Origin of the sequence: Kluyvera ascorbata, assembly GCF_023195735.1 — a bacterium.
Lineage (GTDB): Bacteria > Pseudomonadota > Gammaproteobacteria > Enterobacterales > Enterobacteriaceae > Kluyvera > Kluyvera ascorbata.
Genome location: NZ_CP096201.1, coordinates 2113955 through 2139513, shown reverse-complemented (window position 1 = coordinate 2139513; position 25559 = coordinate 2113955). Strand labels below are relative to the sequence as shown.

Sequence of the window (25559 nt, the reverse complement as noted above, 5' to 3'; positions counted from 1 at the left end):
ACTCCTGCTACATTGTGAGCGCGTATTATTTCATGCTGCCCGAACATTCGCCAGTGGCAGTGCAACAAGGCTGGACAGAGAAACAATGTTACCCCCTTCAACGATGACGCTTCCCTGGCGACAGGATGCCGCCGAACACTACTTTGCCCCGTTAAACGCATCGCCCTGGGCGATGATGCTGCACTCAGGCTTCGCGGACCACCCGCACAGCCGTTACGATATCGTGGTGGCCGACCCTTGCCAGACCCTGGTAACCCGTGGCGATAGCACCCTCATCACCCAAGCAGGGCAAACACAGGCCTCCGGTGACTGCCCGCTCGCGCTGCTGCAGCAGGCCATTGAACGGCTTAACATCTCGACCGCTCCCCTCGCCGACATTCCGTTTACCGGCGGTGCGGTTGGTCTTTTTGGTTATGATTTGGGCCGTCGCTTTGAAAAGCTGCCCGACCAGGCGCGGCAGGATGTGAGCGTGCCGGATATGGCCGTTGGGCTTTATGACTGGGCGCTGATTGTGGATCATCAACGCCAGGCGGTAACGCTGCTCTGCCACGGCGATATTCAGGCCCGCTTACGCTGGCTGGAACAACAGATTGCCCCTGTCGCCGAGCCGTTCGCCCTCACCTCTGGCTGGCAGTCGAACATGACCCGCGAGCAATACGGCGAGAAGTTTCGCCAGGTGCAGGCCTATCTGCACAGCGGCGACTGCTATCAGGTGAACCTCGCCCAGCGTTTTCAGGCGCGCTATCGCGGCGACGAATGGGCGGCCTTTGTGGAACTCAACCGCGCGAATCGTGCGCCGTTTAGCGCGTTTTTACGTCTTGATGAGAGCGCCATTCTTAGCCTTTCTCCCGAGCGTTTTATTCAGCTCGAGCAGGGCTGCATTCAGACTCGGCCGATTAAAGGCACCCTGCCGCGTCTGGGCTCGCCAGAGGCTGACGCCGAGCAGGCCCAGCGGCTGGCCAACTCGCCGAAAGATCGTGCAGAAAACCTGATGATTGTCGACCTGATGCGCAACGACATCGGGCGCGTCGCCGTCCCGGGCAGTGTACGCGTGCCGGAGCTGTTCGTCGTTGAACCGTTCCCGGCGGTACATCATCTGGTGAGCACCATCACCGCACAGCTGCCAGCGACGCTGCACGCTACCGATCTGCTGCGCGCCGCGTTTCCCGGCGGCTCAATTACCGGCGCGCCAAAAGTTCGCGCGATGGAAATTATCGACGAGCTGGAGCCCCATCGCCGTAACGCCTGGTGCGGCAGCATCGGCTATGTCAGCGCCTGCGGCAACATGGATACCAGCATCACCATTCGCACGGTAACGGCCTCGGACGGCACGCTTTACTGCTCGGCGGGCGGCGGCCTTGTCGCCGACAGCGACGAAGATGCGGAATATCAGGAAACATTTGATAAAGTGAATAGAATCCTTCAACAACTGGAGTCCTGACAATGCAAGAGCCCGCGCTGAACCTGGATGACTTCCTCTCCCGCTTTCAGCTGCTTCGCCCGCAGACCGCGCGGGCAGCATTAAACGCCAGACAGGCGGCGGTACTGGTGCCCATTGTTCGCCGCCCCGAGCCGGGCCTGCTGCTGACCCAGCGCTCGGCGCGTTTGCGCAAACACCCCGGCCAGGTGGCCTTCCCCGGCGGTGCCGTAGACAGCACCGATGCCTCGCTGATTGCCGCCGCACTGCGTGAAGCGCAGGAAGAGGTCGCCATTCCTCCGGAGTGCGTGGATATCATCGGCGTGCTGCCGCCGGTCGACAGCGTGACCGGCTTTCAGGTTACGCCGGTGCTCGGGGTGATCCCACCGGATCTGCACTATCACGCCAGTGAAGATGAAGTGGCGTCGGTGTTTGAAATGCCGCTTGCCGAAGCGCTGCGTCTGGGGCGTTATCACCCGCTCGATATTCACCGCCGTGGCAATGAGCATCGCGTTTGGCTCTCGTGGTATCAGCACTATTTTGTCTGGGGCATGACCGCTGGCATTATTCGTGAGCTGGCGCTACAGGTGGGCCTTAAACCCTGAGCGTCCACCAATTCAAATAGAGATTATTTTCGCCAGCGCGATGCCGCTGGCGGTTACTATTGTGAACATAATAGTTAAACCCCACCTCGGCAATAGTGGTAACCACTATACAGTAGATCAATTATCAATCAGTATATATTCACCACTATATTGTATTTATCGTAAGCAATAAATCACGACGAGAACGATTTTTTGCGATATAACATAAGCATAAAATACGATGTCGCGCCATATTACCTTATCGATATCTATTGTTTTAATTAAATATTTTAGCGAGATGAATAATATGAGCTTTGTGAATAAATTTATTACCGATGAAAAAGAGATCCAAAAATTCGATCTGGACAATGTCTATAACGCCTGTGATCTGGGACCGGGTAATCGGAAATGGCCAGAAGCCCGCCTTGACGGTTCTGACAGACCTAATCTCACTATCGATCGGGAGAGAAATATCTGGCTGATGCACCCTGGAGTTATACATAGTTATGAAAATAGTCGTAGTGGTTATCCTGAACCGACCGGAGTGTATGTGTTTATCCTCCATTATTCGGGAAAAAATTATGAATTCAGACTTAAATGTTCAAATGATAGCACGTGCAATTATCGTGATGAATCACCTCGAATTGTTATATGGCAGCTTGTCTCTTTTCCTACTGAAATCAAGGAGAACAAAGATAAAAATCAACTGATGTCGGTATTGAAAGAAGCGCTGGGGGTTTTTGGGATTCTCGGCGCAAGATATCAAATGCCAGACACCATTGTCAGATTTGAATTTTAACGAAAGGATATGAGGACAGGGATATGTTAACGACAAGACAGGCAAACAATCTGCTGAGCTCTATCACTACTGAAGCAGAGTTACGGGAGCTATTATATCAACTCGACGTCAGTTGTGCTGGCAGTACAACGGTACTTTACAGTGGGGCTTTAGGTGAAGTTGAAACATCTGATGGTAATATGAATACCATCAGATCATCAGATATAGTCAATGGTTTAAAAGACAATCCTGATATACGTCTTATTGATAAAACTAAAGCAAGTGAATTCATGGAAAGCAAGGCATTTAAAGATACATTACTTTCTATTTTTGCTGATAACCCATATAAGATTGGCTCTAAATCTAATCAATTCCTCTACGGCGAAATTATCGATGGTGTCCGCCAGCCCAACGGTTCATGGGATATCATTTCCCAGCGTTTTGTTGCGGAAACCACCGGTGAAGTCCGTCTGCTTGTCGGCATGAACACCGACCCCACTCGGGTATTTGGCGCCGTTGCGTTATCCTCGTAAACAAATCTCTTCTTTCTCCCCTGAATGAATACTTGATCTGAGCTTTAGTAGATACACGCAATATCATCACACCCGCACCAGATATCTTTAGCATGGTAAACTTCCCTATCCTGCGATATTTACTAGCGACACCAGGACTTAGCGAGCAAAAAAAATCGTTGTTGTAAATAATAATTCATGACGTACGCGATTTTCTACGATATAAAGTAAGCAGAGAACAATTTATCATACGTATATTAATATATTGATACTTGTTGTTTTAATGAAATGTTTTAATGAGGTGAATAATATGGGTTTTGTGAATGAATTTATTACCGATGAAAAAGAGATCCAAAAATTTGATCTGGATAATGTCTATAACGCCTGTGACCTGGGACCGGGTCATCGGAAATGGCCAGAGGCCCGCCTTGACGGTTCTGACAGACCGAATCTCACTATCGATCGGGAGAGAAATATCTGGCTCATGCACCCTGGTGGGGTATACAGCTATGAAAATAGTCGGACTGGCTATCCTGAACCAACGGGAGTGTGTGTATTTATTCTCCATTATTCAGAAAAAAACTATGAGTTCAGACTTAAAAGATCAAAGAGTGGAACGCGTAATTTCAATACTGAATCACCTCGAATTGTAATCTGGCAGCTTGTCTCCCTTCCTCCTGAAATAGAGGAAAGCACAGAAAAAAAACAACTCATGTCTGTACTGAAAGAAGCGCTAGAGGTTTTTGGAATTCTTGGTGCAAATATTCAGAGACCAAACACCATTGTCAGATTTGAATTTTAATTAAAGGATATGAGGACAGGGATATGTTAACGACAAGACAGGCAAACAATCTGCTGAGCTCTATCACTACTGAAGCAGAGTTACGGAAACTATTATATCAACTCGACGTCAGTTGTACTGGCAATACAACGGTACTTTACAGAGGGGCTTTAGGTGAAGTTGAAACATCTGATGGTAATATGAATACCATCAGATCATCAGATATAGTCAATGGTTTAAAAGATAATCCTGATATACGTCTTATTGATAAAACAGCAGCAAGTGCATTCATGGAAAGTAGTGCATTTAAAAATACATTATTTTCTATTTTCGGTGATATTCCAGATGAGTTTGGTTCAAAATCCAATCAATTCCTCTACGGCGAAATTATCGATGGTGTCCGCCAGCCCAACGGTGCATGGGATATCACTTCCCAGCGTTTTGTTGCGGAAACCACCGGTGAAGTCCGTCTGCTTGTCGGCATGAACACCGACCCCACTCGGGTATTTGGCGCCGTTGCATAGTCCTCGTTAACAAATCTCTTTCCTCTGAATGAATCCTTGATCTGAGCTTTAGTAGATACACGCAATATCATCCCCCCACACCAGATATCTTTAGCATGGCAAACTTCCCTATCCTGCGATGTTGACTAGCGACACCAGGGCTTAACGTGCAAAGAAAAAATCGTTATCGTAAATAATAGTTCATGACGTACGCGATTTTCTACGATATAAAGAAAGCAGAGAACCATGTATCCTATGTATATTAATATACTGATACTTATTGTTTTAATGAAATGTTTTAATGAGGTGAATAATATGGGTTTTGTGAATGAATTTATTACCGATGAAAAAGAGATCCAAAAATTTGATCTGGACAATGTCTATAACGCCTGTGACCTGGGGCCGGGCAATCGCAAATGGCCTGAGGCCCGCCTTGACGGTTCTGCCAGACCTTGCCTCACTATTGATCGGGAAAGGAATATTTGGCTCATGTATGTCGGTGGAATAGATAGTTATGAAAATAGTCGTTCCGGTTATCCAGAGCCCACAGGAGTGCGTGTATTTGTATTGCATTACCAAGGGAAAAATTATGAGTTTAAACTTAAAAAGTCACAGGATAGCAGCCCGAATATTCATAATTTGCCATTTGTTATCATCTGGCAGCTATCATCTATCTCACCAGAAATAAATAATGAAAAAGAGTATATTGAGATCATCTCGTCTTTAAAAAATGCATTGACAATTTTCGGCGTTCGCGGAGCCAGAATCCAAGTCCCTGACACAATTGTCAGATTTGAGTTTTAACTGAAAGACTATTAGAGACAGGGATATGTTAACAACTAAGCAAGCGAATAGCCTTCTTAAGACCATCACATCTGAGGAAGAATTAAAGGCTCTATTATATCAACTGGATGTCAGTTGTGCTGGCAGCACTACCGTGCTTTATAGTGGCGTGTTAGGAGAGGTCGAAACAGCTAGTGAAACGGTTAGTATTGTTCGAGCATCTGATATAGTTAATGATTTAAAAAACAATTCTGACATTCGTCTTATCGATAAAACAGAGGCTAGCACATTTCTATCAAATCCTGAACTTGATGATATACTCTTCCAAATATTCGGTGATGATCGTGCTGACATAGGTTCAAAATCCAATCAATTCCTCTTTGGCGAAATTATCGATGGTGTCCGCCAGCCCAACGGTGCATGGGATATCATTTCCCAGCGTTTTGTTGCGGAAACCACCGGTGAAGTCCGTCTGCTTGTCGGCATGAACACCGACCCCACTCGGGTATTTGGCGCAACGGAATTACCGGCCCTGATGGATAACCCTAATATCACGACGATTGAGGGTATCCCCAAATCAGAACTTTCAGGAAAAAGCACCTCTGAGATATTTAAACTGCTACGCGACTCCGCCTGGCAAAACATCATGGGCACCGACCTTATACACGGACACATTGACTCGTGGCTTAATATCACTCCGGAAAGCTACAGCGATGTAGATTATATTAATAACCTTAGAAAAGAACTACGTACACTGAATGATGCCCAACTCACCAGCTATAAAAAAACGGCGAACGACCTGGCGGAAATAAGTACAAAACTGGTCAAACATGCTCCATTAGTTGGCAAGACATTATTAGGGGCATCACTGGCGATGGTGGCTGCGGAATCGTCAGCTGCGATGGATCGCGGTGATAAAAATGAAGCCATTTCCATTTGGATTGAATTTGCCCTTGAAGAGTTTGGTGGCGAGATCGTTGCTACTCTGGCTGGGATCGCGGCTGGAGCAGCGGCCACAACGGTGGGAGCGCCTGCATCGGTCATTGCAGCAGTAGGGTTTGGGACTGCGGTACTGGGAGGATTCATTACGGCAGAAACGGTGGACCAATACGCAGATTTGATCCGCGACCATGATGCCAACGGGGTGATGGATCTGCTGGACAGAATGAAGAATGTCTTCACTGGAGTGAATGATCAATTACCAAACCGCTTACCTCCCGGATTTACGCCAGAACACCGCTATACGTTAGATACGCGCTCCAGTGCGAGTGCCATGGCGGCAATGGCAAAAAACAGCCTGGCGTACCGTTATGCACTGATTAACCTTAATCCCTTTGTGATTACTGATTACAATTATTCGGCATACGCGCTCAACACGGAGTATCAGTACGCTAATTACTCTGAACAGTACTGGCAGGATCGCGCAAAAATGACCTACTGGCGGATTCAGTATCAACTGCAGGGTCTGGACGTCAGTGAGCAGATGAACAGCGATTCAACATACGGCAATTATGATTTTGTGGACATGAGCACACCGCTGTCTGGCAGTGATTATATGCAATTAAGCATAGACGGCCGCGGAATCTCGATGGATGACCACAAAATCATATTTGGTAGCCAGAAATCTGACAGTATTACTGGCGCCGGTGGGAGCGATTATCTTTATGGCAATGAAGGGAATGATGTCATCTCGGGTGCTGCGGGAAGCGATTATCTGGAAGGAGGAAACGGCGACGACACCCTTGAAGGCGGTTCGGGACAAGACATTTTGTACGGCGGTGATGGCAGAAATGTCATTTACGGGGGCAGTAAAGATGAGCTTGATGATGGTGAAGCCGACACTTTATATGGAGGTGCCGGTTTTAATACCTATATTGTCGATGAGTATGACACTATTATTATTACGGCAGGGAGTAATCCTGATGGTGCTATATTTCTTAAGAATGCTGACGGTCAATTAATAGAACTGACCGAAGCTATTCTTGAGATAAAAGAAAACACAGATGAAAACTCAGAAACAGTTCCAGAAACTGAAGCCGATAGCAACATCACCTATTTAAGTAGCGAAGGTGACAAATACTATTTTGACGGTGACACGTTGGTCATTAATGATGGGCTGCGAATTGTTGATTTTAAAAAATATGCCCGGCAAACCAAGGATTCCGATGGCGGCGACATTTATTCCGCAATGGGTATTACGTTACGTGAAGAAGGAGAGCCCGATGACGAACCAGACGATGGTGCAGCTGAAGAGACGGTATCTCCTGTTGTTATCGATCTGAACGGTAATGGCGTCGAAACATTATCCGATAAAGAGGTCTATTTTGATCATGCCAATGATGGACTCAAAGAACTTAGCGGCTGGGTAGCCGCCACCGATGGCCTGTTAGTGCGGGATCTTAATGGCGATGGGAAGATTACCAGCGGTCTAGAGTTGTTTGGTAACAACACGCGCTTGCGCGATGGTAGCATAGCCAGTAATGGTTTTCAGGCACTAGCGGAACTGGATGATAATCTGGACGGTAGTCTGGATAGCAATGATAAAGCCTGGTCGTCGCTCCATATCTGGCAGGATAAAAATAGTAATGGCAAAACGGACGCCGGGGAATTATATAGCATGGCGGATGCGGGTATCACTGCCGTCAACGTTCGCTATTCCGCTTCAACATATCAGGATGATAACGGTGAATATCATAAGCAAATTAGCAACGTTACGCTGGACAACGGTATAACCGCAGCCTGCGCGGATATTTGGTTTAAGGTGGACAAATCCGTTCGAATTCACAATAACGATTTGCCTCTGACCGAAGAGGTCATTCGGCTCCCTAATGCTCGGGGTTTTGGGCATCTTCCTGATTTACGTCAGGCGATGGTGGCGGATGATATTCTGCAAGCATTACTTCGTGATTATCTTATCGAAACAGACCGTACTAAAAAAGATGCGTTACTAGACAAGCTAATTTACCAGTGGGCAGGGGTACAGGATGTTAAGGCGACTCAACTCTATGCCATTACCCTACAACAGGTTGCTGTCATTGAGCAGTTAACCATGTCACCTTATAACAATAAATATAGCGGGTCGACGGTAGGAGATTCAGCATCACTGGTACTACTTAATGAATATCAAAAATTCAGAAATTATACCGAAGCTCAAATTCTTGCGCAGACTTATTTATACGAAGAGCTTAAAGATGTGGTTCTGACGGGATATAACTCCAGGGTTACTGGTCTGGTACTCAGCCTGAGCGCGGCAGAACAGTTAATTCACAGCCTATATTTAAATGGAGAATATGGTAAGCTTGATGACGTTACACAAGCATTATTTAATCTATCCATCTATTCGGATAATAACCGAGTACAATTAGTCAGTCTGTATGTCAATCTCATCAAAAATGAACCTGGGATGCTCCAATATCTGCCATCTTTAACTGTAAATGATAATATCATTTTAGGCGATGACGGCAGCAATACACTTTCCGGCAATGCAGATGATAACATTTTCTCCGGCGGAAAAGGCAATGACGTACTTAAAGGAGAAGGTGGTGATGATATTTATATTTTTAATGTTGGTGACGGACAGGATATAATAAAAGAGTATCACGGCGAGCGGGATATTATCTATTTCAGCGAAGGATTATCGCCCGAGCAGGTGGAATTCAGTCGCGATTGGGACGATCTTATTGTCGGCTTTCGAGGAAGCGACGATAGCGTGACGATAACGGATTTCTTCCTTGCTGACGACTACAAAGTCGAAAAGCTGGCGTTTGCCAACGGCTTTGTTTGGGATCTTACCGAAAGAAACTCCCAATTTCTTGTCGGCACTGAGGGCAACCAGACCCTGTGGGCCTTCCCTGAGGGCAATGAAATTCATGCCGCGGGCGGGGATGATGTTCTTTTCGGAGAGCTAGGGAATGACATTCTTTATGGTGATAATGGCTCAGATGAGCTTATTGGTAATGAAGGAGATGATATTCTTTCCGGCGGCCAGGGAAACGACGCGTTATGCGGTGGCGGCGGTAATGATACCTACCTGTTTAATGTCGGCGATGGACATGATGTCATTTATGGCGACACTGACGACTCGTGGAATAACACTCATCAGGAGCAGGATATCCTGCGCTTGGGTAGCGGCATTCTTCCTGACCAGATACAACTGCAGCGAAAGGATGGCAATCTGCTGATTACCATTGGCGACGGTGCGGACAGTATTACCGTCATTGATTACTTCCATTCTAACACCTGGCCAATAGCGCAGATTGTTTTTGCTGATGGCTCAGTCTGGGATACGGCAACCATTCTTGATGGTGTCGTTGTCATAAAAGATGTTGTGCAAAACCTCATTGCTCAAGAAGAAGGCAGTGTTCTGGAGGCCGGTAGTCATGATGACACGTTAACGGGGCTCTCCGGAGACGATCGCCTTTATGGCAATGATGGTAACGATACGCTAACCGGTGGAGCCGGACAAGATATCTTAACGGGTGGCGCAGGTAGCGATACTTATGTATTTAACGCCGGGGATGGTCTGGATATTATCGAGGATTGCCGCTATGCCGACAATCTCGACCACAACATTTTGCGCATTGGCGATGGGTTGCATAGGGAAGATTCCCATGTTGCTCGTTACTATGATGATCTGGTTATTGACTTCCGCGGGAGTGACGATTGCATCGTCATTCCAGGCTATTTCGCGCAGGACGTTCACCCTGTTGACCTGATCATTTTTGCCGACGGCTCACTCTGGGATATTGCTGCGGTGGAAGCATTGGCGCAAGTGGGAACAGATGAAGATCAAACGCTGATTGCGAGCGACCACGGCAGCGTAATTTATGCAGGTGGCGGAGATGATGTACTGTACGGCGGGCGGAGTGATGATGTGCTGGCAGGCGGTACAGGCAATGATGTGCTGTACGGTGGGTCTGGTCATGATACCTATCTGTTTAATGCTGGAGATGGTCAGGATCGAATCACTGCAAACTTTTCTTATGGAGACATCCCCTCCCCTAATGCAGATAACGAAAGTTACGTTCCAGGTACCCTTGTGCTCGGTGATGGCCTGCTGGCGAGCAACACCATTGCTGATAAGAGCGGCGCTGACTTAACGATTACCTTCCGCGATAACAGCGACAGTATTACGGTAGAAAATTACTTTGATCAGGATCGCTGTCTGGTCGACCTGATTACTTTTGCCGATGGTACGGTATGGAATTATGCCACCGTACAAGCCCAGATACTGATTGGTAGCGACGAAGCTCAGACACTGTGGGCGTTCGATCGCGGGAGCAATATCCATGCAGCAGGTGGAAACGATAAATTGTACGGCTCTGATGTTGATGACGCGCTTTATGGTGATGATGGCGATGATCGACTGATGGGACACGGTGGCCACGACATACTGGTAGGTGGCGCGGGCAATGACACCCTCGAAGGTGGTGAGGATGGGGATACCTATCTGTTTAATGCAGGAGATGGGCAGGACATCATCAGCGAAAGTCGTCACGTAAACGAAACCAACACGCTGCATTTCGGTGATGGTCTGTTGGCAGAAAATGCTGTCATGCAGCAGTGGGATAACGACCTTATCATTTATTTTCAAAACAGCGCTGACAGCGTGACGATTAAAAACTATTTCTCTACCGAGGGGGGCGATGAGCTCCTCTACCAGATAGAACAGATCATGTTTGCCGACGGTACGGTCTGGGATACCGCCGCCGTATTATCACAAATACATACCGGTACGAGTGAAGCACAGACCCTGCTGGCACTGGACTGTGGCAGCGTTATCCATGCCGCTGGCGGAAATGATAGCCTCTACGGCGCGGGTGGCAATGATGCGCTGTACGGCGATGCAGGAAACGACACACTTGATGGTGCGAGTGGTGAAGACACGCTTTATGGTGGCGACGGTAATGATGCATTGTTTGGTGGGGACGGGGATGATTTGTTGTCTGGCGGTGAAGGAGATGATGCGCTCAAAGGGGAATACGGTCGGGACATGCTGTACGGCGATGCAGGAAACGATATGCTTACCGGCGGCTTCGATAACGACTGGCTGAGCGGCGGTGATGGCAATGACAGTCTGGACGGTGGTGACGATAATGACTTGCTGGCTGGAGGTACAGGCAATGATTCGTTGAAAGGCGGAACCGGTAGCGATACTTATCTCTTTAATGTCGGAGATGGACAGGACACGATTACTGAAGGCCGCAAAAACACCGGTGATGCAGATACCTTACGCTTTGGTGAAGGTGTGCAGGCAAAGGATGCCCGAATACAGCGCAATGGTGGCGATCTGGTGATCAATTTTTCCGGCAATACTGACAGCGTGACGGTGAAAAATTACTTCACTGCGGCGAAATATCAGGTGGAACATATTAGTTTTGCCGATGGCACTGACTGGGCACCGGAAGATATCCTGAATTATGTAGAATATGATATTCAACTGCCTCTGGCTGCGCCAACCGATGCGCCGATCTCAATGTCTTTGATCCGCGAACAGATGGCGGCATTTATGTCAGAATTTGACGATGATGCAGATAGCATCGTTGATTTTGGCCCTGTGCTCAGTTCCTCTCGGATTCCAACCAGCCCACTATTTCATCTTTGATTCAGGCGACTAGTTCTTTCCACCATAGAGAGCCCGGCAATAATTTACGCTCCGGGTTCTCTATTTGTATTGCTACGCAGTAATACAGTCTGGACGTTGTAGCCTCAGCACTATGTCGGGGCTAACCTTAGGCATTATTCGTGAGCTGGCGCTACAGGTGGGCCTAAAACCCTGACTATACTTACCCTGAAAACCGTCATTTCAGCATTAGTAAAATCAACGCTACACATTAATTAAATTCATGTGAATAGTTAAGCTGAGTTTCAGGTTCCCTCATACACTATGCGCAGTTATTACATCGTTGCCGCAACAACGCGGCAACCCTGTCAGGAGTGTTAAAGTGATTAGTATATTCGACATGTTTAAGGTGGGGATTGGTCCCTCATCTTCCCATACTGTAGGGCCGATGAAGGCTGGCAAACAGTTCGTCGATGACCTGGTCGAAAAGGGACTGATTGATGACGTGACGCGCGTTGCCGTCGACGTCTATGGTTCACTGTCCCTCACCGGTAAGGGCCACCATACCGATATCGCGATTATTATGGGTCTGGCGGGCAACCAGCCGGATACCGTCGATATTGATGCCATCCCGGCATTTATTCGTGACGTTGAAGCACGTGGCCGTCTGCTGCTAGCGCTTGGCCGCGTTGAGGTCGATTTCCCGGCCGATAACGGCATGCGCTTCCATAACGGTAATCTGCCGCTGCACGAAAACGGCATGCAGATAACCGCCTGGGCAGGTGACGCCGATCTCTACAGCAAAACCTATTATTCTATCGGCGGCGGTTTTATCGTCGACGCAGAGCATTTTGGCAAAGCGGACAGCGGCGAAGTGCAGGTGCCTTACCCGTTTGCTTCAGCGACCGAAATGCTCAACTACTGCAAAGAGACCGGCCTGTCGCTCTCTGGCATGGTGATGCAGAACGAACTGGCGCTGCACAGCAAGAAAGAGATTGAAGACTACTTCGAGAACGTTTGGCAGACCATGCGCGCCTGTATTGACCGCGGCATGAATACCGAAGGCGTGCTGCCGGGTCCGCTGCGCGTACCGCGTCGTGCTTCCGCGCTGCGCCGTATGCTGGTTTCCAGCGATAAGCTCTCCAGCGACCCGATGAACGTCATCGACTGGGTGAACATGTTCGCGCTGGCGGTAAACGAAGAGAACGCCGCCGGTGGCCGCGTGGTCACAGCACCGACCAACGGCGCCTGTGGTATCGTTCCGGCGGTACTGGCCTATTACGATCACTTTATCGAGTCCGTTAGCCCGGATATCTATATTCGCTACTTCCTGGCCTCCGGTGCCATTGGCGCGCTGTATAAGATGAACGCCTCTATCTCCGGCGCGGAAGTGGGTTGCCAGGGTGAAGTGGGCGTAGCCTGTTCGATGGCGGCAGCCGGCCTGGCTGAACTGCTGGGTGCCAGCCCGGAGCAGGTGTGCGTCGCGGCGGAAATTGGTATGGAGCATAACCTCGGCCTGACCTGTGACCCGGTTGCAGGCCAGGTTCAGGTGCCGTGCATTGAGCGTAACGCCATTGCCTCGGTCAAAGCGATTAACGCCGCACGTATGGCGATGCGTCGTACCAGCGAGCCGCGCGTTTCCCTCGACAAGGTTATTGAAACCATGTACGAAACCGGTAAAGACATGAACGCCAAATATCGCGAAACGTCGCGTGGTGGTCTGGCTATTAAGGTTCAGTGCGACTAATACGTTATTTCGCCTACCCCTAATACGGGTAGGCGATTTATTTGCCTATTTTTTCTCACTATTTTCGCTACCCACTACACTTGCTCTGTTGTCACTGCTATTTTCATAACCACTCAAAGCGCGACGAGCAGCGGATATGCAATCAGCACAAGGAATTATCAGGCTCTACCTTCATAAGCGAATCGCCGTCTGTGTGATTGTCGCGCTCTGTGCTTTTGCGTTGACACTAGGAATACGATTTATTTCGCAGCGCAGCATAAATCAGCATCAGATTGATGCTCTCACGGCCCACTCCGTCGATCGTCTCAACCGAATCCTACAACCGCTAAAAACACAACGTGCAGAGATGCTCGCCCTGGTCGGACAGCCGTGTGAGGCCATTCATCTGCCGCTGCGTAAACTGGCCGTCATGCTGCAAACGGTACGCTCTATTGCGCTGGTTAAATCGGGCAAGCTTTATTGCTCCAGCGCGCTGGGTTCACGCAATATCGACGTCCATTCACTTCAGCCGCAGTTGCCAACTAAAAATCCATTGCTCCTGCTCACAACCGATCATTCCTTAATGATAGGCAGCCCTATCCTTGTCCAGTGGTTTCCTGCATCAGCGGATGGTCAGGATGGCGTGATGGTCTCCATCAACATTGATTTAATCAGCAATATCATCCTTGAGTCCGCCCCACCGCTGATAACGCACGTTAGCCTGAACGTCGCTGACCAGCATTATCAGCACGATATTGGGATAACCGGGCAGTTAGACAGCACAGGCAATCAGGTGTATCTACGTGCTTCAACTGCCTTCCCGTTTAGCGTCGCGGCGCTAAGCCCGGGCCCGAACCGGCTTGCGCTCACTAATCTGGTCACCGACCTGCCGCTGGCGCTTATCATGAGCGTTCTGTTTACGTGGATAGCCTGGCTTGCGACCGCTGGTCGACTGAGCTTTTCCCGGGAAATTAACATGGGCATCGCTGGTAAAGAGTTCGGCCTTTATTGCCAGCCGCAAATGGATGCTCGCGCGCAGCGCTGTATCGGCGTGGAAATCCTGCTGCGCTGGAACAATCCGCGCGTCGGCTGGGTCGCGCCGGACGTGTTTATTCCCATTGCCGAAACGCAAAACCTGATTATTCCGCTGACCCGCTACGTCATCAGCGAAACAGCGCAGCGTCTGCATTTGTTCCCTCAGGATAGCGATTTTCAGATAGGCATCAACGTTGCGGCTCCGCACTTTAAAAACGACAAATTGTTGAAAGATTTAAAGCAGAATTGGTTCAACGTAAACCCCGTACAGCAACTGACGGTAGAGCTCACCGAGCGTGACGCGCTGAATGACGTGAGCTACCCGTTACGCAGCGAGCTGGGGAACCATCAGATTAAACTGGCTATCGATGATTTTGGCACCGGCAACAGTTCGCTTTCCTGGCTTGAAATGCTGCATCCAGACATCCTGAAAATTGATAAGTCCTTTACTAGCGCCATTGGCACCGATGCGGTGAACTCGGCGGTGACGGATATCATTATCGCGCTGGGTCAGCGGTTGAATATTGAGCTGGTTGCTGAAGGGGTCGAAACCCAAGCGCAGGCGCTCTATTTGCAGCAGCACGGCGTGCATTTGTTGCAAGGGTATCTCTATGCGCAGCCGATGCCGCTGGAGGCATTTCCCGAGTGGCTGGCGACGCATAACAAATTGAATTCGCAGATATCGTAGCCCGAGTGAACGAAGTGACCCGGGAGTTCCCCAAAGTCACTTCTTCTCGTAGTCCCGCCAGGCAAAGCGCCGCCGGGATTACTCAACTACCTTATTCGTCTTCGTCGTGTGGTGAAGCCAGCTTCACCACGCGAATCTGATCGACACGATAGTTATTGGCCGCCGTAATCGTGATGTGCAACGATGGCAGTTCAATCACATCGCCAATATGTGGGATCTGCCCGTTGACGGCAATCACCAGCCCCGCCACCGTCGCGATATCATCATCCACCAGGTTATCCAGCCCCAATGCATGCTGGAACGCGTGCAGGTCGGTGGTGCCCTTCACCAGCCAGCCGTCACCATCCGCCACAATTTCCGGCGTTTCGTCGGCGTCCGGGAATTCACCGGCAATCGCTTCCAGCACGTCCAGCGGCGTGACCAGCCCCTGTACCACACCAAACTCGTTGGTCACGATAACGAAGCTTCCGCGCGCCCGACGCAGTACGCCCAGCAGATTGATAGGGTCCAGCGTGTCCGGGACGATAATCGCCGGTGTTGCCGAGGCTATCGCCAGGACGTCTTCACCCGCTTCCAGCGCCACCAGCAGCTCTTTAGCACGCACGATGCCGACGATTTCATCCAGCTCACCCCGACACACCGGGAACAGGCTGTGTGGCGATGACAGCAGCTGCTGGCGGATTTCTTCGGTACTCAGGTCCGCATCCACCCAGCTAATTTCCCCACGCGGGGTCATAATGCTGCGCAGCGAACGAGAGGCCAGCGTCAGAACGCCGTTAATCATATAGCGTTCTTCTTCCACGAACGCGCCTTCCGGCACCGGCATCGTCGGCTGTTGACCTTCGTCATTTGCCGCATTCACCTGCTTACGGTTGCCCATGAGGCGCAGAATGGCATCTGCCGTACGCGCACGTAACGGCAGCGTCGACTGGTGGCGAATAAAGTTACGACGGGCAATCTGGTTGAACAGCTCAATAATAATCGAGAAGCCAATCGCCGCGTACAGATAGCCTTTCGGAATATGGAAGCCGAAGCCTTCGGCAACCAGGCTCAGACCGATCATCAGCAGGAAGCTCAGACACAGCACCACCACCGTTGGGTGCTGGTTGACGAAATTCGTCAACGGCTTCGAGGCCAGCAGCATCACGCCCATCGCAATCACGACTGCCGCCATCATCACCGGCAGATGGTTCACCATCCCGACCGCGGTAATCACCGCATCAAGCGAGAAGACGGCATCCAGTACGACAATCTGCGCCACCACGACCCAGAAGCTGGAATAGCCTTTACCGTGCCCGGAATCGTGCTGGCGGTTTTCCAGCCGTTCGTGCAGCTCGGTCGTCGCTTTAAACAGCAGGAATAGACCCCCGACCAGCATAATCAGGTCTCGTCCGGAGAACGTCTGCCCCCATACGCTGAAGAGCGGCGCGGTCAGCGTGACCATCCATGAGATGACGGAAAGCAATCCCAGACGCATCACTAACGCGAGCGACAGGCCAATCAGACGCGCTTTATCTCGTTGTTTTGGTGGCAATTTATCGGCAAGGATGGCGATAAACACCAGGTTATCAATACCGAGAACGATTTCCAGAACGACAAGCGTCAATAATCCAGCCCAGATTGACGGGTCCATTAGCAATTCCATAAACCACTCCAACGAGAGACGAGACGAGTCATCGCTATGTCATGTTTAAGCGAGACGATACCAGACGATAAAAAAGCGTGGCGCGAAAGGCCGGGAAGTGCGTCGCAAAAGCGAGCGTGTGCAAAAAGGCGTCGGTGACGATCCATACATCGGGCTGATGCCCTATACTCCTGTGTGATTAAACGAAGCATTAACATAGCAAAAACAAATGACATTTTGGCAGAGATTTACGAGTCTTTGCAAAATGTAAGGTAATTTTTTGCACCACAAAATAATTGCGGCTCTTTAACTAAATTACGGATCTTCATCACATTAATTATTCTTTCACTGTCTAAAATAATTCTCGGTAGTTATTTATTTTTTGTCTCTAACCCTTGTCTGAATCGATTCGGTAACGTGTCGACTCATGAATGTATCAGCCCTACTGATACACACGATAATAAAGGAGGTAGCAAGTGACGATTGCTATTGTAATAGGCACACATGGTTGGGCAGCAGAACAACTGCTGAAAACGGCAGAAATGCTGTTGGGCGAGCAGGACAATGTTGGCTGGATCGATTTCGTGCCTGGCGAGAATGCAGACACGTTAATCGAAAAATACAATGCGCAACTGGCTAAGCTTGATACCAGCAAAGGCGTGTTGTTCCTTGTTGACACCTGGGGCGGTAGCCCATTCAACGCGGCAAGCCGCATTGTTGTTGATAAAGAAAACTATGAAGTGATTGCGGGCGTCAACGTACCGATGCTGGTCGAAACCTTCATGGCGCGTGACGATAACCCAAGCTTTGACGAGCTGGTTGCGCTGGCGGTGGAAACCGGTAGCGAAGGCGTGAAAGCGCTGAAAGCCAAACCTGTCGAGAAAGCTGCTCCGGTTGCGGCTCCTGCTGCACCGAAAGCCGCCGCTCCGGCGAAACCAATGGGCCCGAACGACTACATGACCATCGGTCTGGCGCGTATCGATGACCGTCTGATTCACGGCCAGGTTGCGACCCGTTGGACCAAAGAGACCAACGTCACCCGCATCATTGTCGTGAGCGATGAAGTTGCCGCCGATACCGTGCGTAAAACCCTGCTGACTCAGGTTGCTCCTCCAGGCGTAACGGCACACGTTGTCGATGTCGCCAAAATGATCCGCGTTTACAATAACCCGAAATATGCAGGCGATCGTGTGATGCTTCTGTTCACCAACCCGACCGACGTTGAACGTATCGTCGAAGGCGGCGTGAAACTGACCAGCGTAAACATTGGTGGCATGGCATTCCGTCAGGGCAAAACCCAGGTCAACAACGCGATTTCCGTTGATGAAAAAGATATCGAAGCCTTCAAGAAACTGAATGCCCGCGGTATTGAGCTGGAAGCCCGTAAGGTCTCCACCGATCAGAAACTGAAAATGATGGATCTGATTGCCAAAGCGGATAAATAACCGCTCGGGCAACGTTTTTTAGCCTTCACACTTAAGTCTGTATAAGCAATAGGAGAAGTACAATGGAGATTACCACTCTTCAGATTGTGCTGGTGTTCATCGTCGCATGTATCGCGGGTATGGAGTCGGTACTTGATGAATTTCAGTTCCACCGTCCGCTGGTGGCCTGTACGCTAATCGGTGCCGTTCTCGGGGACATGAAAACCGGTATTATCATCGGTGGTACCCTTGAAATGATCGCGCTGGGCTGGATGAACATCGGTGCAGCAGTAGCACCAGATGCCGCATTAGCCTCAATTATTTCAACCGTTCTGGTTATTGCCGGTCACCAAAGCATTGGTGCAGGTATCGCTCTGGCGATTCCACTGGCAGCAGCAGGCCAGGTTCTGACCATCATCGTTCGTACTATCACCGTTGCCTTCCAGCACGCGGCGGATAAAGCGGCGGAAAACGGTAACCTGACGGCCATCTCGTGGCTGCACGTCTCTTCCCTGTTCCTGCAAGCAATGCGTATCGCTATCCCAGCGGTTATCGTTGCCGTATCCGTAGGCACCAGTGAAGTTCAGGGCCTGTTGAACGCTCTGCCAGAAGTGGTCACCAGCGGTCTGAACATCGCCGGTGGTATGATTGTGGTAGTTGGTTATGCGATGGTCATCAACATGATGCGCGCAGGCTACCTGATGCCGTTCTTCTATCTCGGCTTCGTTACCGCGGCGTTTACTAACTTCAACCTGGTTGCTCTGGGTGTGATTGGTGCAGTTATGGCCATCCTCTACATTCAGCTGAGCCCGAAATATAACCGCGTAGCCGGTGCGCCAGTTCAGGCTGCTGGTAATAACGATCTTGATAACGAACTGGACTAACAGGTGAGCGAAATGGTTGATATGACTAAAACTACCACCACCGAGAAAAAACTCACACCGAGTGACATTCGTGGCGTGTTCATTCGTTCTAACCTGTTCCAGGGTTCATGGAACTTCGAACGTATGCAGGCGCTGGGCTTCTGCTTCTCTATGGTTCCAGCGATTCGTCGTCTGTACCCAGAGAACAACGATGCGCGCAAACAGGCCATCAAGCGTCACCTGGAATTCTTTAACACCCATCCATACGTAGCAGCGCCGGTACTCGGCGTAACGCTGGCGATGGAAGAGCAGCGTGCGAACGGCGCAGAGATCGACGATGGTGCTATCAACGGTATCAAAGTTGGTCTGATGGGTCCGCTGGCAGGCGTGGGTGACCCAATCTTCTGGGGTACCGTACGTCCGGTATTCGCGGCACTGGGTGCCGGTATCGCGATGAGCGGCAGCCTGCTTGGGCCACTGCTGTTCTTCATCCTTTTCAACGCAGTACGTCTGCTGACCCGTTACTACGGCGTGGCTTACGGCTACCAGAAAGGGATCGACATCGTTAAGGATATGGGCGGCGGCTTCCTGCAGAAACTGACTGAGGGGGCGTCAATCCTCGGCCTGTTTGTCATGGGGGCATTGGTTAACAAGTGGACGCACGTGAACATCCCGCTGGTGGTTTCGACCATCACCGGTCAGGATGGTCAGACTCGTGTTACCACCGTGCAGACCATCCTGGATCAGCTGATGCCGGGTCTGGTACCGCTGCTGCTGACCTTCGCCTGTATGTGGCTGCTGCGTAAGAAAGTTAACGCCCTGTGGATCATCATTGGCTTCTTCGTCATTGGTATCGCAGGCTACGCTGTCGGCCTGCTGGGTCTGTAATATCTGTAGTATGCCGGGGGCCCTGCCCCCGGTTTTTTTTATCTGGAGGCTTAATGACAATCACGGATCTGGTACTGGTTCTCTTTATCATTGCAATGCTGGCATTTGCCATCTACGACCAGTTCATCATGCCCCGCCGTCATGGCACCACTCTGCTGTCCGTTCCGCTGCTGCGCGCTGACCGTGTCGACAGCGTTATCTTCGTTGTACTGATCGTTATCCTGGTTTACAACAATGTGAATAACCACGGTGAATTAATCACCACATGGTTATTATGTGCTCTAGCGCTGACTGGATTTTATCTGTTCTGGATCCGTAGCCCGAAAATTATCTTTAAAACCGAAGGCTTCTTCTTTGCAAATGCCTGGATTAAATACAGTCGAATCCAAAAAATGAATTTATCGGAAGATGGTGTACTGGTTATGCAATTAGAACAGCGCCGCCTTCTTGTCCGCGTAAAGAATATTGACGACCTGGAAAAGATTTACAAACTTCTCATTAATTCTCAATGAGTTAAAATATAGCCATCGCTATATCTGTGCTATTTTCAAACAGATCAATTATAGCGTTGGCTATGTTTATTCCGCAAAATACCTCCATATTTGTTAACCTCCTGATTACCCAATAAATCTAAATGAAAATCGTTATCATTAAAAGATTAAATAAGCAAGCCTTAGAGTTGTTTTATATTCTAAAAATATGTTAAGGTTGCGCCCGTCGTTGGGGAGTAGCTAATTTCCATTAAATGGAAATGTACGTGTCAACATACTCGTTGAAAAACGTGGTGCGTACGGATTACATCGTAGTCAAGCGAGACCATAGACGCATTTACTGCTGATTACTGGGGGCAGGAATGTGTCATATGGAAACTTCCCGGTCTGGACCTTCGCATGAACTTAACCGCCACTATCCTTCTCGCCCTTGGCATGTCAATGGATGCGTTCGCTGCATCGATTGGTAAAGGCGCCACGCTACACAAACCTAAATTCTCCGAAGCCCTGCGTACTGGCCTCATTTTTGGCATCATTGAAATGCTAACGCCGCTTATTGGCTGGGGTCTTGGCATGCTGGCGAGTCAGTTCGTTATGGAGTGGAGCCACTGGGTCGCTTTCGTTCTGCTGGTGTTCCTCGGCGGCCGTATGGTATTGGAAGGGTTCCGTGGCACAGATGACGACAATGATGCAGAAACTCCGCGTCGTCATGGTTTCTGGCTGCTGGTGACCACCGCCATTGCCACCAGCCTGGACGCAATGGCCGTCGGCGTTGGCCTGGCCTTCCTGCAGGTCAACATTCTCGCAACCGCGTTTGCCATCGGCTGCGCGACCTTCTTGATGTCAACCTTAGGGATGATGGTGGGTCGCTTTATCGGCCCGCTGCTTGGCAAACGGGCCGAAATTTTGGGCGGGATTGTGCTGATTGCTATCGGTGCGCAGATTCTTTACGCCCACTATATGGGTTAATCCGCATCTCTTTGCCAGGCGTGAATCGCGAAATCCGTCTGGCATGCAAACTGTGTCTGCTCCGCTAACTTCTCCCACACTTCCGGCTTCGCCCGCCACGCAAACGGCGTCATCTGCAAAAGCGTAACCGCTTCCTGACCGGTCAACTGCATTGGATAGGCCAGCGCATCGTGGCTTTGTAGGGTAAAGCCATCCAGCACTTCTGAATGCGGGGCGTGAAGCTGCACTTCGTTATAAATCAGCCCTTTCAGCTCGACCAGATGTCGTGGCCCCGGCGTTACGGTTATCACCCAACCGCCCGGTTTCACTACCCGCTTCAGCTCTTGTTGATTACAAGGCGCATAAATACGCACTACCGCATCCATGCTGTTATCAGCAAAAGGGAGACGTTGACTGGATGCCACGCAGAAATCTACCTGCGGATAGCGCTTCGCACCATAACGAATCGCGGTTTTCGACACGTCCAGCCCCCAGGTTACCTGTGCTTCATCTGCAAAAGCGTGGGTGTAGTACCCTTCCCCGCAGCCAATATCCAGCAGGTGTTCGGGTTTGATCGCGCGTAATTTAGCGCTGACGGCATCGCGAAGCGGCTGATAGTGCCCGGCATCAAGAAAGGCGCGACGCGCCTGCATCATCTCGGCGCTATCACCGGGGTCACGGGAGCGTTTATGCTGTACTGGCAGGAGGTTAACGTATCCCTCTTTCGCCCGATCGAACTGATGACGCTGCGGGCAAAGATAACTATTGCCGCTGCGCGCTAACGGCGCATGGCAAAGCGGACAACTGTAGGACATAGCAACTCCGGCTCTATTTCAAAGGGCGAAAGTGTACCGCTATTCAGGCGAAGGAGAAAGGTGAAGCGATGGGGATAAAATGATAAAGCCCCGCATTAACGAGGCTTTATGTCTGATAATGTTGCGCTAACGCGCTGCAAGATCAGTGATTGTCGAATCAGATAGCGGTTACGTTAACAGCCGCTGGGCCTTTCTGACCGTCCTGAATTTCGAACTCAACGTTCTGACCTTCAGCCAGAGTTTTGAAGCCGTTACCCTGGATTGCAGAGAAATGTACGAATACATCTTTGCTGCCGTCAGCAGGAGTAATGAAACCAAAACCTTTAGACTCGTTGAACCACTTAACTTGACCTTTAATCTTTGCCATTTGCAAAATTCCTTAGAGTGTTTTCTGCGCCCGCAGGCGTTTTCATAGATAAAACTGAGACATGACTGCATGCGGCACTAATATAAGGTTCGGCAGAGAAGCGGTATTCAACGTCAACGTGTTTACTCAGAACTTCTTTACTGATAATGCCATACATAAACAGAACTGTACCTCGTTTAACCCAAAACGTGTTATCACATACAACGTTAATAATGGCAAGCCATTTTTAAAGGTGTCTCGATCAGCCGCACAAATCCCAACAATTCCGTTGTCTCGAGGCGCATTTCCCCACAACAAAACGCGGTGTTTAATGAATGTTAGCAGACCTGAAATGTGACCTAGCTTACGGTAACGTAAGACATTTTTAACATAGACCAACTTTTTTTCAGCGTCCAGATTAACCTTATCGCCTCAAAAATTTTTTATATCGTTAGATTATTTTCGCTATAACATTTTCGCATGCCGATTAGCCCGTCAGTTATAAGTCCCCTGTCCGAACCCGTCGACCAAACGATGAGCATACGACTCACAATCACATCTTATATTGCACCAAAATAATGAAAGTTTCGTGACATTGCTTCATTACAAAGCAATAAAAACGTTTCGCTATTATGGCGCAGATTATGCTTACCCCACCGGGTGATTAATTAACCACTTCGTACAAGGTTAATACGAACAATAATATCTCTGCGTGAGGAATAGATTCATTGAATGATTTATAGGCAATAATAACATAACGTTATAGATAAGGCCGTTTGGACGGGGGACAAATATATCCTTTCTCCATTGCGCAATAAGCGTGGCATGTGGCGTAACGGCTGAGAGTAAGGAGAGCGGAAATAAGCGCACCAGGACAGTGCATCGAACGGCGTCCGGCAGCCTGAATCAGGCTGCCCGGCGTTGGCTGTTAAAGATACTATCGTTCTGCCACCAGGCGAATGAAATCATCTTTGCTTTCGTCTTCAACTTCTTCTGCTTTTGGTGCCTCTTCTTCCTTCGCTTCCGGCTCATTGGCTTCGCATAAACGACGCAGCAGCGCATTCTGGCGCTTTTGCTGATCGAGCAGCGATTCAAGGAGTTCAATTTGCTCGTTAGCGCGGGAGCTAGAGCGATTCACAAAGAACCACAACACCAGACCGACTAACAGCAGCAGGAAGGAAAATACCAGAGATACCAGATTTAATGCCCCAGAACTTACAAGATCACTCATTTTACCACCTCAAAAGGAACGATCTATTCTACCACTCACATTACGGAAGGAAATCATAGCCGGCAAAAATGTTTTACCAGGGTATAAACCGGTTAATGCTGCAAATGCCGCTGAAAAACTGAACATCCTGATCGCACATCACGTTGATCATCTGTGTCCAGAGCAGCAGGCAGGCGGCAATCACGAGTATTAGTAATACCCACCGAAACTTTTTCACTCCACTCTCCGCATGAATTCTTATTCAGATGCAACCAGGTTAGCATGCTAACCTTAAACCGCGGCTAACTGTAACGGCATCTCCCGCTTTTAGGAATCAGAGACTTGTGTCAATCCGTTATCGCAGTAACGTAGTATTCATGAAAGAAATAATAGAAGAGGAATTCTTATGCGCCTGTTTATCAGAACTATCGTTTTTCTGGTTATCGTATCGATCGGGGTGCTCCTGAGCGGTTACGGCGTACTGGTGGGAAGCCAGAAAACGGCTGGCGGCCTGGGCCTGCAATGTAAGTATCTGACTGCACAAGGCTATAGCACCGCATTTTATCTACACGGTGACAATGGTGTGGTCGGTCGGTCTAGTTGCCCGCTGCTGAGAAAAAGTACAAGCGTGGTCGATAACGGTTAAAAATGAGTAAAAAAAAGCCCGGTTCAACGCCGGGCTTTCTTATTTCAAACTCAGAACGGGTAATCGTTGTATCCCATCTGCTCTGAAATTTTACGCGCTGCGGTATGCAGCATCGCCACATACTCATGCAGACGTTCTTCAGAAAAACGCAGCGTTGGGAAAGAAATACTCAACCCGGCGATCACCACGCCAAAACGATCGAATACCGGTACGCCGATACAGCGCAGCCCTTCTTCCTGTTCTTCGTTATCTTCACCCCAGCCCTGTTTACGTACCTGCTCCAGAACGGTAATCAGTTCATCGGTATTCGCAATGGTGCGCTCGGTGCTGCATTTATACTCAACCCCTTCGAGGATCTGACGAACCTCAGCCGTGTCGCGCCATGCCAGCAGTACTTTACCAATCGCGGTGCTGTACAGTGGATTCCGGCGACCTACGCGAGAGTACATACGCAGGTTGTACATAGAGTCGATTTTATGAATGTAGACAATGCTGTCTTCATCCAGCGCGCCCAGGTGAATGGTCTCTTTCGTCAGACGAGAGAGTTCGCGCATCTGGATATCCGCACTGCGGATTAAATCGACGTTCTGCAGGGCACGCGCACCTAGCTCAAACAGCTTCAGCGTGAGTGAATACTTTTCGGATTCTCCTTCCTGGGCAACGTATCCCAATGATTTCATGGTTTGCAAAAAGCGATAGACGGTGCTTTTTGACATCATGACGCGTTGCGACAGTTCAGTAATACCAATTTCACGTTCTTCGCCAAGTGCCTGCAGGATACCAAATACCTTGAGTACCGAAGAGACAGAATCTGGTTGTTTGTCCAAATCCGTTGCTGACATTTATCACCTCATCGCAACTGTTTTATAAAAATTAGAACCGGTTTTTATTATAATTTCGCAATGCCTCCGTAGCAATGAAACTTCTGTGACCTG

22 protein-coding genes, 1 pseudogene and 1 riboswitch are annotated in these 25559 nt (G+C 49.5%); of the genes and pseudogenes, 16 read left to right on the top strand and 7 right to left on the bottom strand.

All coding sequences use genetic code 11. The annotated features are described in order from the left end of the window. The first annotated feature begins 85 nt into the window (after positions 1-85). From pabB to MY052_RS10070, 10 genes are all read left to right on the top strand, one after another. Positions 86-1441 (top strand): aminodeoxychorismate synthase component 1, encoded by a 1356-nt coding sequence (gene pabB / locus MY052_RS10125; RefSeq protein ID WP_248538733.1) that lies wholly within the window; start codon positions 86-88, stop codon positions 1439-1441. 2 nt (positions 1442-1443) lie between these two features. Further along, positions 1444-2022 (top strand): CoA pyrophosphatase, encoded by a 579-nt coding sequence (locus tag MY052_RS10120; RefSeq protein ID WP_035891628.1) that lies wholly within the window; start codon positions 1444-1446, stop codon positions 2020-2022. Between the two features lie 220 nt (positions 2023-2242). Further along, positions 2243-2800, top strand: a complete 558-nt coding sequence (locus MY052_RS10115; protein ID WP_248538732.1) for a hypothetical protein — start codon at positions 2243-2245, stop codon at positions 2798-2800. 23 nt (positions 2801-2823) lie between these two features. Beyond that, positions 2824-3312 carry a hypothetical protein gene (locus MY052_RS10110; RefSeq protein ID WP_248538731.1) on the top strand — a complete coding sequence of 163 codons (489 nt, stop codon included), beginning with the start codon at positions 2824-2826 and terminating at the stop codon, positions 3310-3312. 289 nt (positions 3313-3601) lie between these two features. Beyond that, positions 3602-4093 (top strand): hypothetical protein, encoded by a 492-nt coding sequence (locus tag MY052_RS10105; RefSeq protein WP_248538730.1) that lies wholly within the window; start codon positions 3602-3604, stop codon positions 4091-4093. A 23-nt stretch (positions 4094-4116) separates the two neighbouring features. Beyond that, a complete protein-coding gene (locus tag MY052_RS10100; protein ID WP_248538729.1) occupies positions 4117-4596 on the top strand; it encodes a hypothetical protein in 480 nt (159 codons plus the stop codon). A gap of 294 nt (positions 4597-4890) precedes the next feature. Beyond that, positions 4891-5379 carry a hypothetical protein gene (locus MY052_RS10095; RefSeq protein ID WP_248538728.1) on the top strand — a complete coding sequence of 163 codons (489 nt, stop codon included), beginning with the start codon at positions 4891-4893 and terminating at the stop codon, positions 5377-5379. Between the two features lie 25 nt (positions 5380-5404). Next, on the top strand, positions 5405-11962 hold the full coding sequence (locus MY052_RS24180) for a calcium-binding protein (RefSeq protein WP_276522980.1): 6558 nt from the start codon (positions 5405-5407) through the stop codon (positions 11960-11962). Between the two features lie 340 nt (positions 11963-12302). After that, entirely contained in the window at positions 12303-13667 is a 1365-nt protein-coding gene (gene sdaA, locus MY052_RS10075) for an L-serine ammonia-lyase (RefSeq protein ID WP_248538727.1), read from the top strand. A 136-nt stretch (positions 13668-13803) separates the two neighbouring features. Continuing rightward, positions 13804-15369 (top strand): EAL domain-containing protein, encoded by a 1566-nt coding sequence (locus MY052_RS10070; RefSeq protein ID WP_248538726.1) that lies wholly within the window; start codon positions 13804-13806, stop codon positions 15367-15369. 91 nt (positions 15370-15460) lie between these two features. Here MY052_RS10070 and yoaE read toward each other — a convergent pair whose 3' ends face one another. Then, positions 15461-17014 carry a CNNM family cation transport protein YoaE gene (gene yoaE, locus MY052_RS10065; protein WP_202217759.1) on the bottom strand — a complete coding sequence of 518 codons (1554 nt, stop codon included), beginning with the start codon at positions 17012-17014 and terminating at the stop codon, positions 15461-15463. A gap of 455 nt (positions 17015-17469) precedes the next feature. Here yoaE and manX point away from each other — a divergent pair, with 455 nt between their 5' ends. The 5 genes from manX to mntP all read left to right on the top strand — a co-directional run bounded on the left by manX (position 17470) and on the right by mntP (position 21628). Next, positions 17470-18438, top strand: coding sequence for a PTS mannose transporter subunit IIAB (gene manX / locus MY052_RS10060; RefSeq protein WP_035891635.1), 969 nt, complete (start codon positions 17470-17472; stop codon positions 18436-18438). 62 nt (positions 18439-18500) lie between these two features. Then, entirely contained in the window at positions 18501-19301 is an 801-nt protein-coding gene (locus MY052_RS10055) for a PTS mannose/fructose/sorbose transporter subunit IIC (RefSeq protein WP_035891636.1), read from the top strand. A 12-nt stretch (positions 19302-19313) separates the two neighbouring features. After that, positions 19314-20168: a PTS mannose transporter subunit IID gene (locus MY052_RS10050; RefSeq protein WP_035891638.1), complete on the top strand. Its 855-nt coding sequence runs from the start codon at positions 19314-19316 to the stop codon at positions 20166-20168. Between the two features lie 53 nt (positions 20169-20221). Next, positions 20222-20680, top strand: a complete 459-nt coding sequence (locus MY052_RS10045) for a DUF986 family protein (protein WP_248538725.1) — start codon at positions 20222-20224, stop codon at positions 20678-20680. 198 nt (positions 20681-20878) lie between these two features. After that, positions 20879-21041, top strand: a riboswitch (yybP-ykoY riboswitch). A gap of 17 nt (positions 21042-21058) precedes the next feature. Continuing rightward, positions 21059-21628 carry a manganese efflux pump MntP gene (mntP, locus tag MY052_RS10040; protein WP_035891640.1) on the top strand — a complete coding sequence of 190 codons (570 nt, stop codon included), beginning with the start codon at positions 21059-21061 and terminating at the stop codon, positions 21626-21628. On the opposite strand, the gene rlmA is transcribed toward mntP, so the two are convergent. From rlmA to mgrB, 5 genes and pseudogenes are all read right to left on the bottom strand, one after another. Beyond that, positions 21625-22422, bottom strand: a complete 798-nt coding sequence (gene rlmA / locus MY052_RS10035) for a 23S rRNA (guanine(745)-N(1))-methyltransferase (protein WP_248538724.1) — start codon at positions 22420-22422, stop codon at positions 21625-21627. The genes mntP and rlmA overlap by 4 nt on opposite strands. Before the next feature lie 157 nt (positions 22423-22579). After that, positions 22580-22789, bottom strand: a complete 210-nt coding sequence (gene cspE, locus MY052_RS10030; RefSeq protein WP_001062678.1) for a transcription antiterminator/RNA stability regulator CspE — start codon at positions 22787-22789, stop codon at positions 22580-22582. 12 nt (positions 22790-22801) lie between these two features. Then, positions 22802-22946 (bottom strand): annotated as a pseudogene (locus MY052_RS10025) (DUF2627 domain-containing protein). Positions 22947-23705: 759 nt separating this feature from the next. After that, entirely contained in the window at positions 23706-23999 is a 294-nt protein-coding gene (locus MY052_RS10020; protein WP_248538723.1) for a YebO family protein, read from the bottom strand. A 73-nt stretch (positions 24000-24072) separates the two neighbouring features. Further along, positions 24073-24216 carry a PhoP/PhoQ regulatory lipoprotein MgrB gene (gene mgrB / locus MY052_RS10015; protein WP_035891646.1) on the bottom strand — a complete coding sequence of 48 codons (144 nt, stop codon included), beginning with the start codon at positions 24214-24216 and terminating at the stop codon, positions 24073-24075. A gap of 168 nt (positions 24217-24384) precedes the next feature. On the opposite strand from mgrB, the gene MY052_RS10010 reads away from it, so the two are divergent. Beyond that, the gene (locus tag MY052_RS10010) at positions 24385-24624 is read left to right on the top strand and encodes a YobH family protein (protein WP_035891647.1); all 240 of its coding nucleotides are present in this window, start codon (positions 24385-24387) and stop codon (positions 24622-24624) included. Between the two features lie 50 nt (positions 24625-24674). On the opposite strand, the gene kdgR is transcribed toward MY052_RS10010, so the two are convergent. Next, the gene (gene kdgR, locus MY052_RS10005; RefSeq protein ID WP_035891649.1) at positions 24675-25466 is read right to left on the bottom strand and encodes a DNA-binding transcriptional regulator KdgR; all 792 of its coding nucleotides are present in this window, start codon (positions 25464-25466) and stop codon (positions 24675-24677) included. Between the last annotated feature and the right edge of the window lie 93 nt (positions 25467-25559).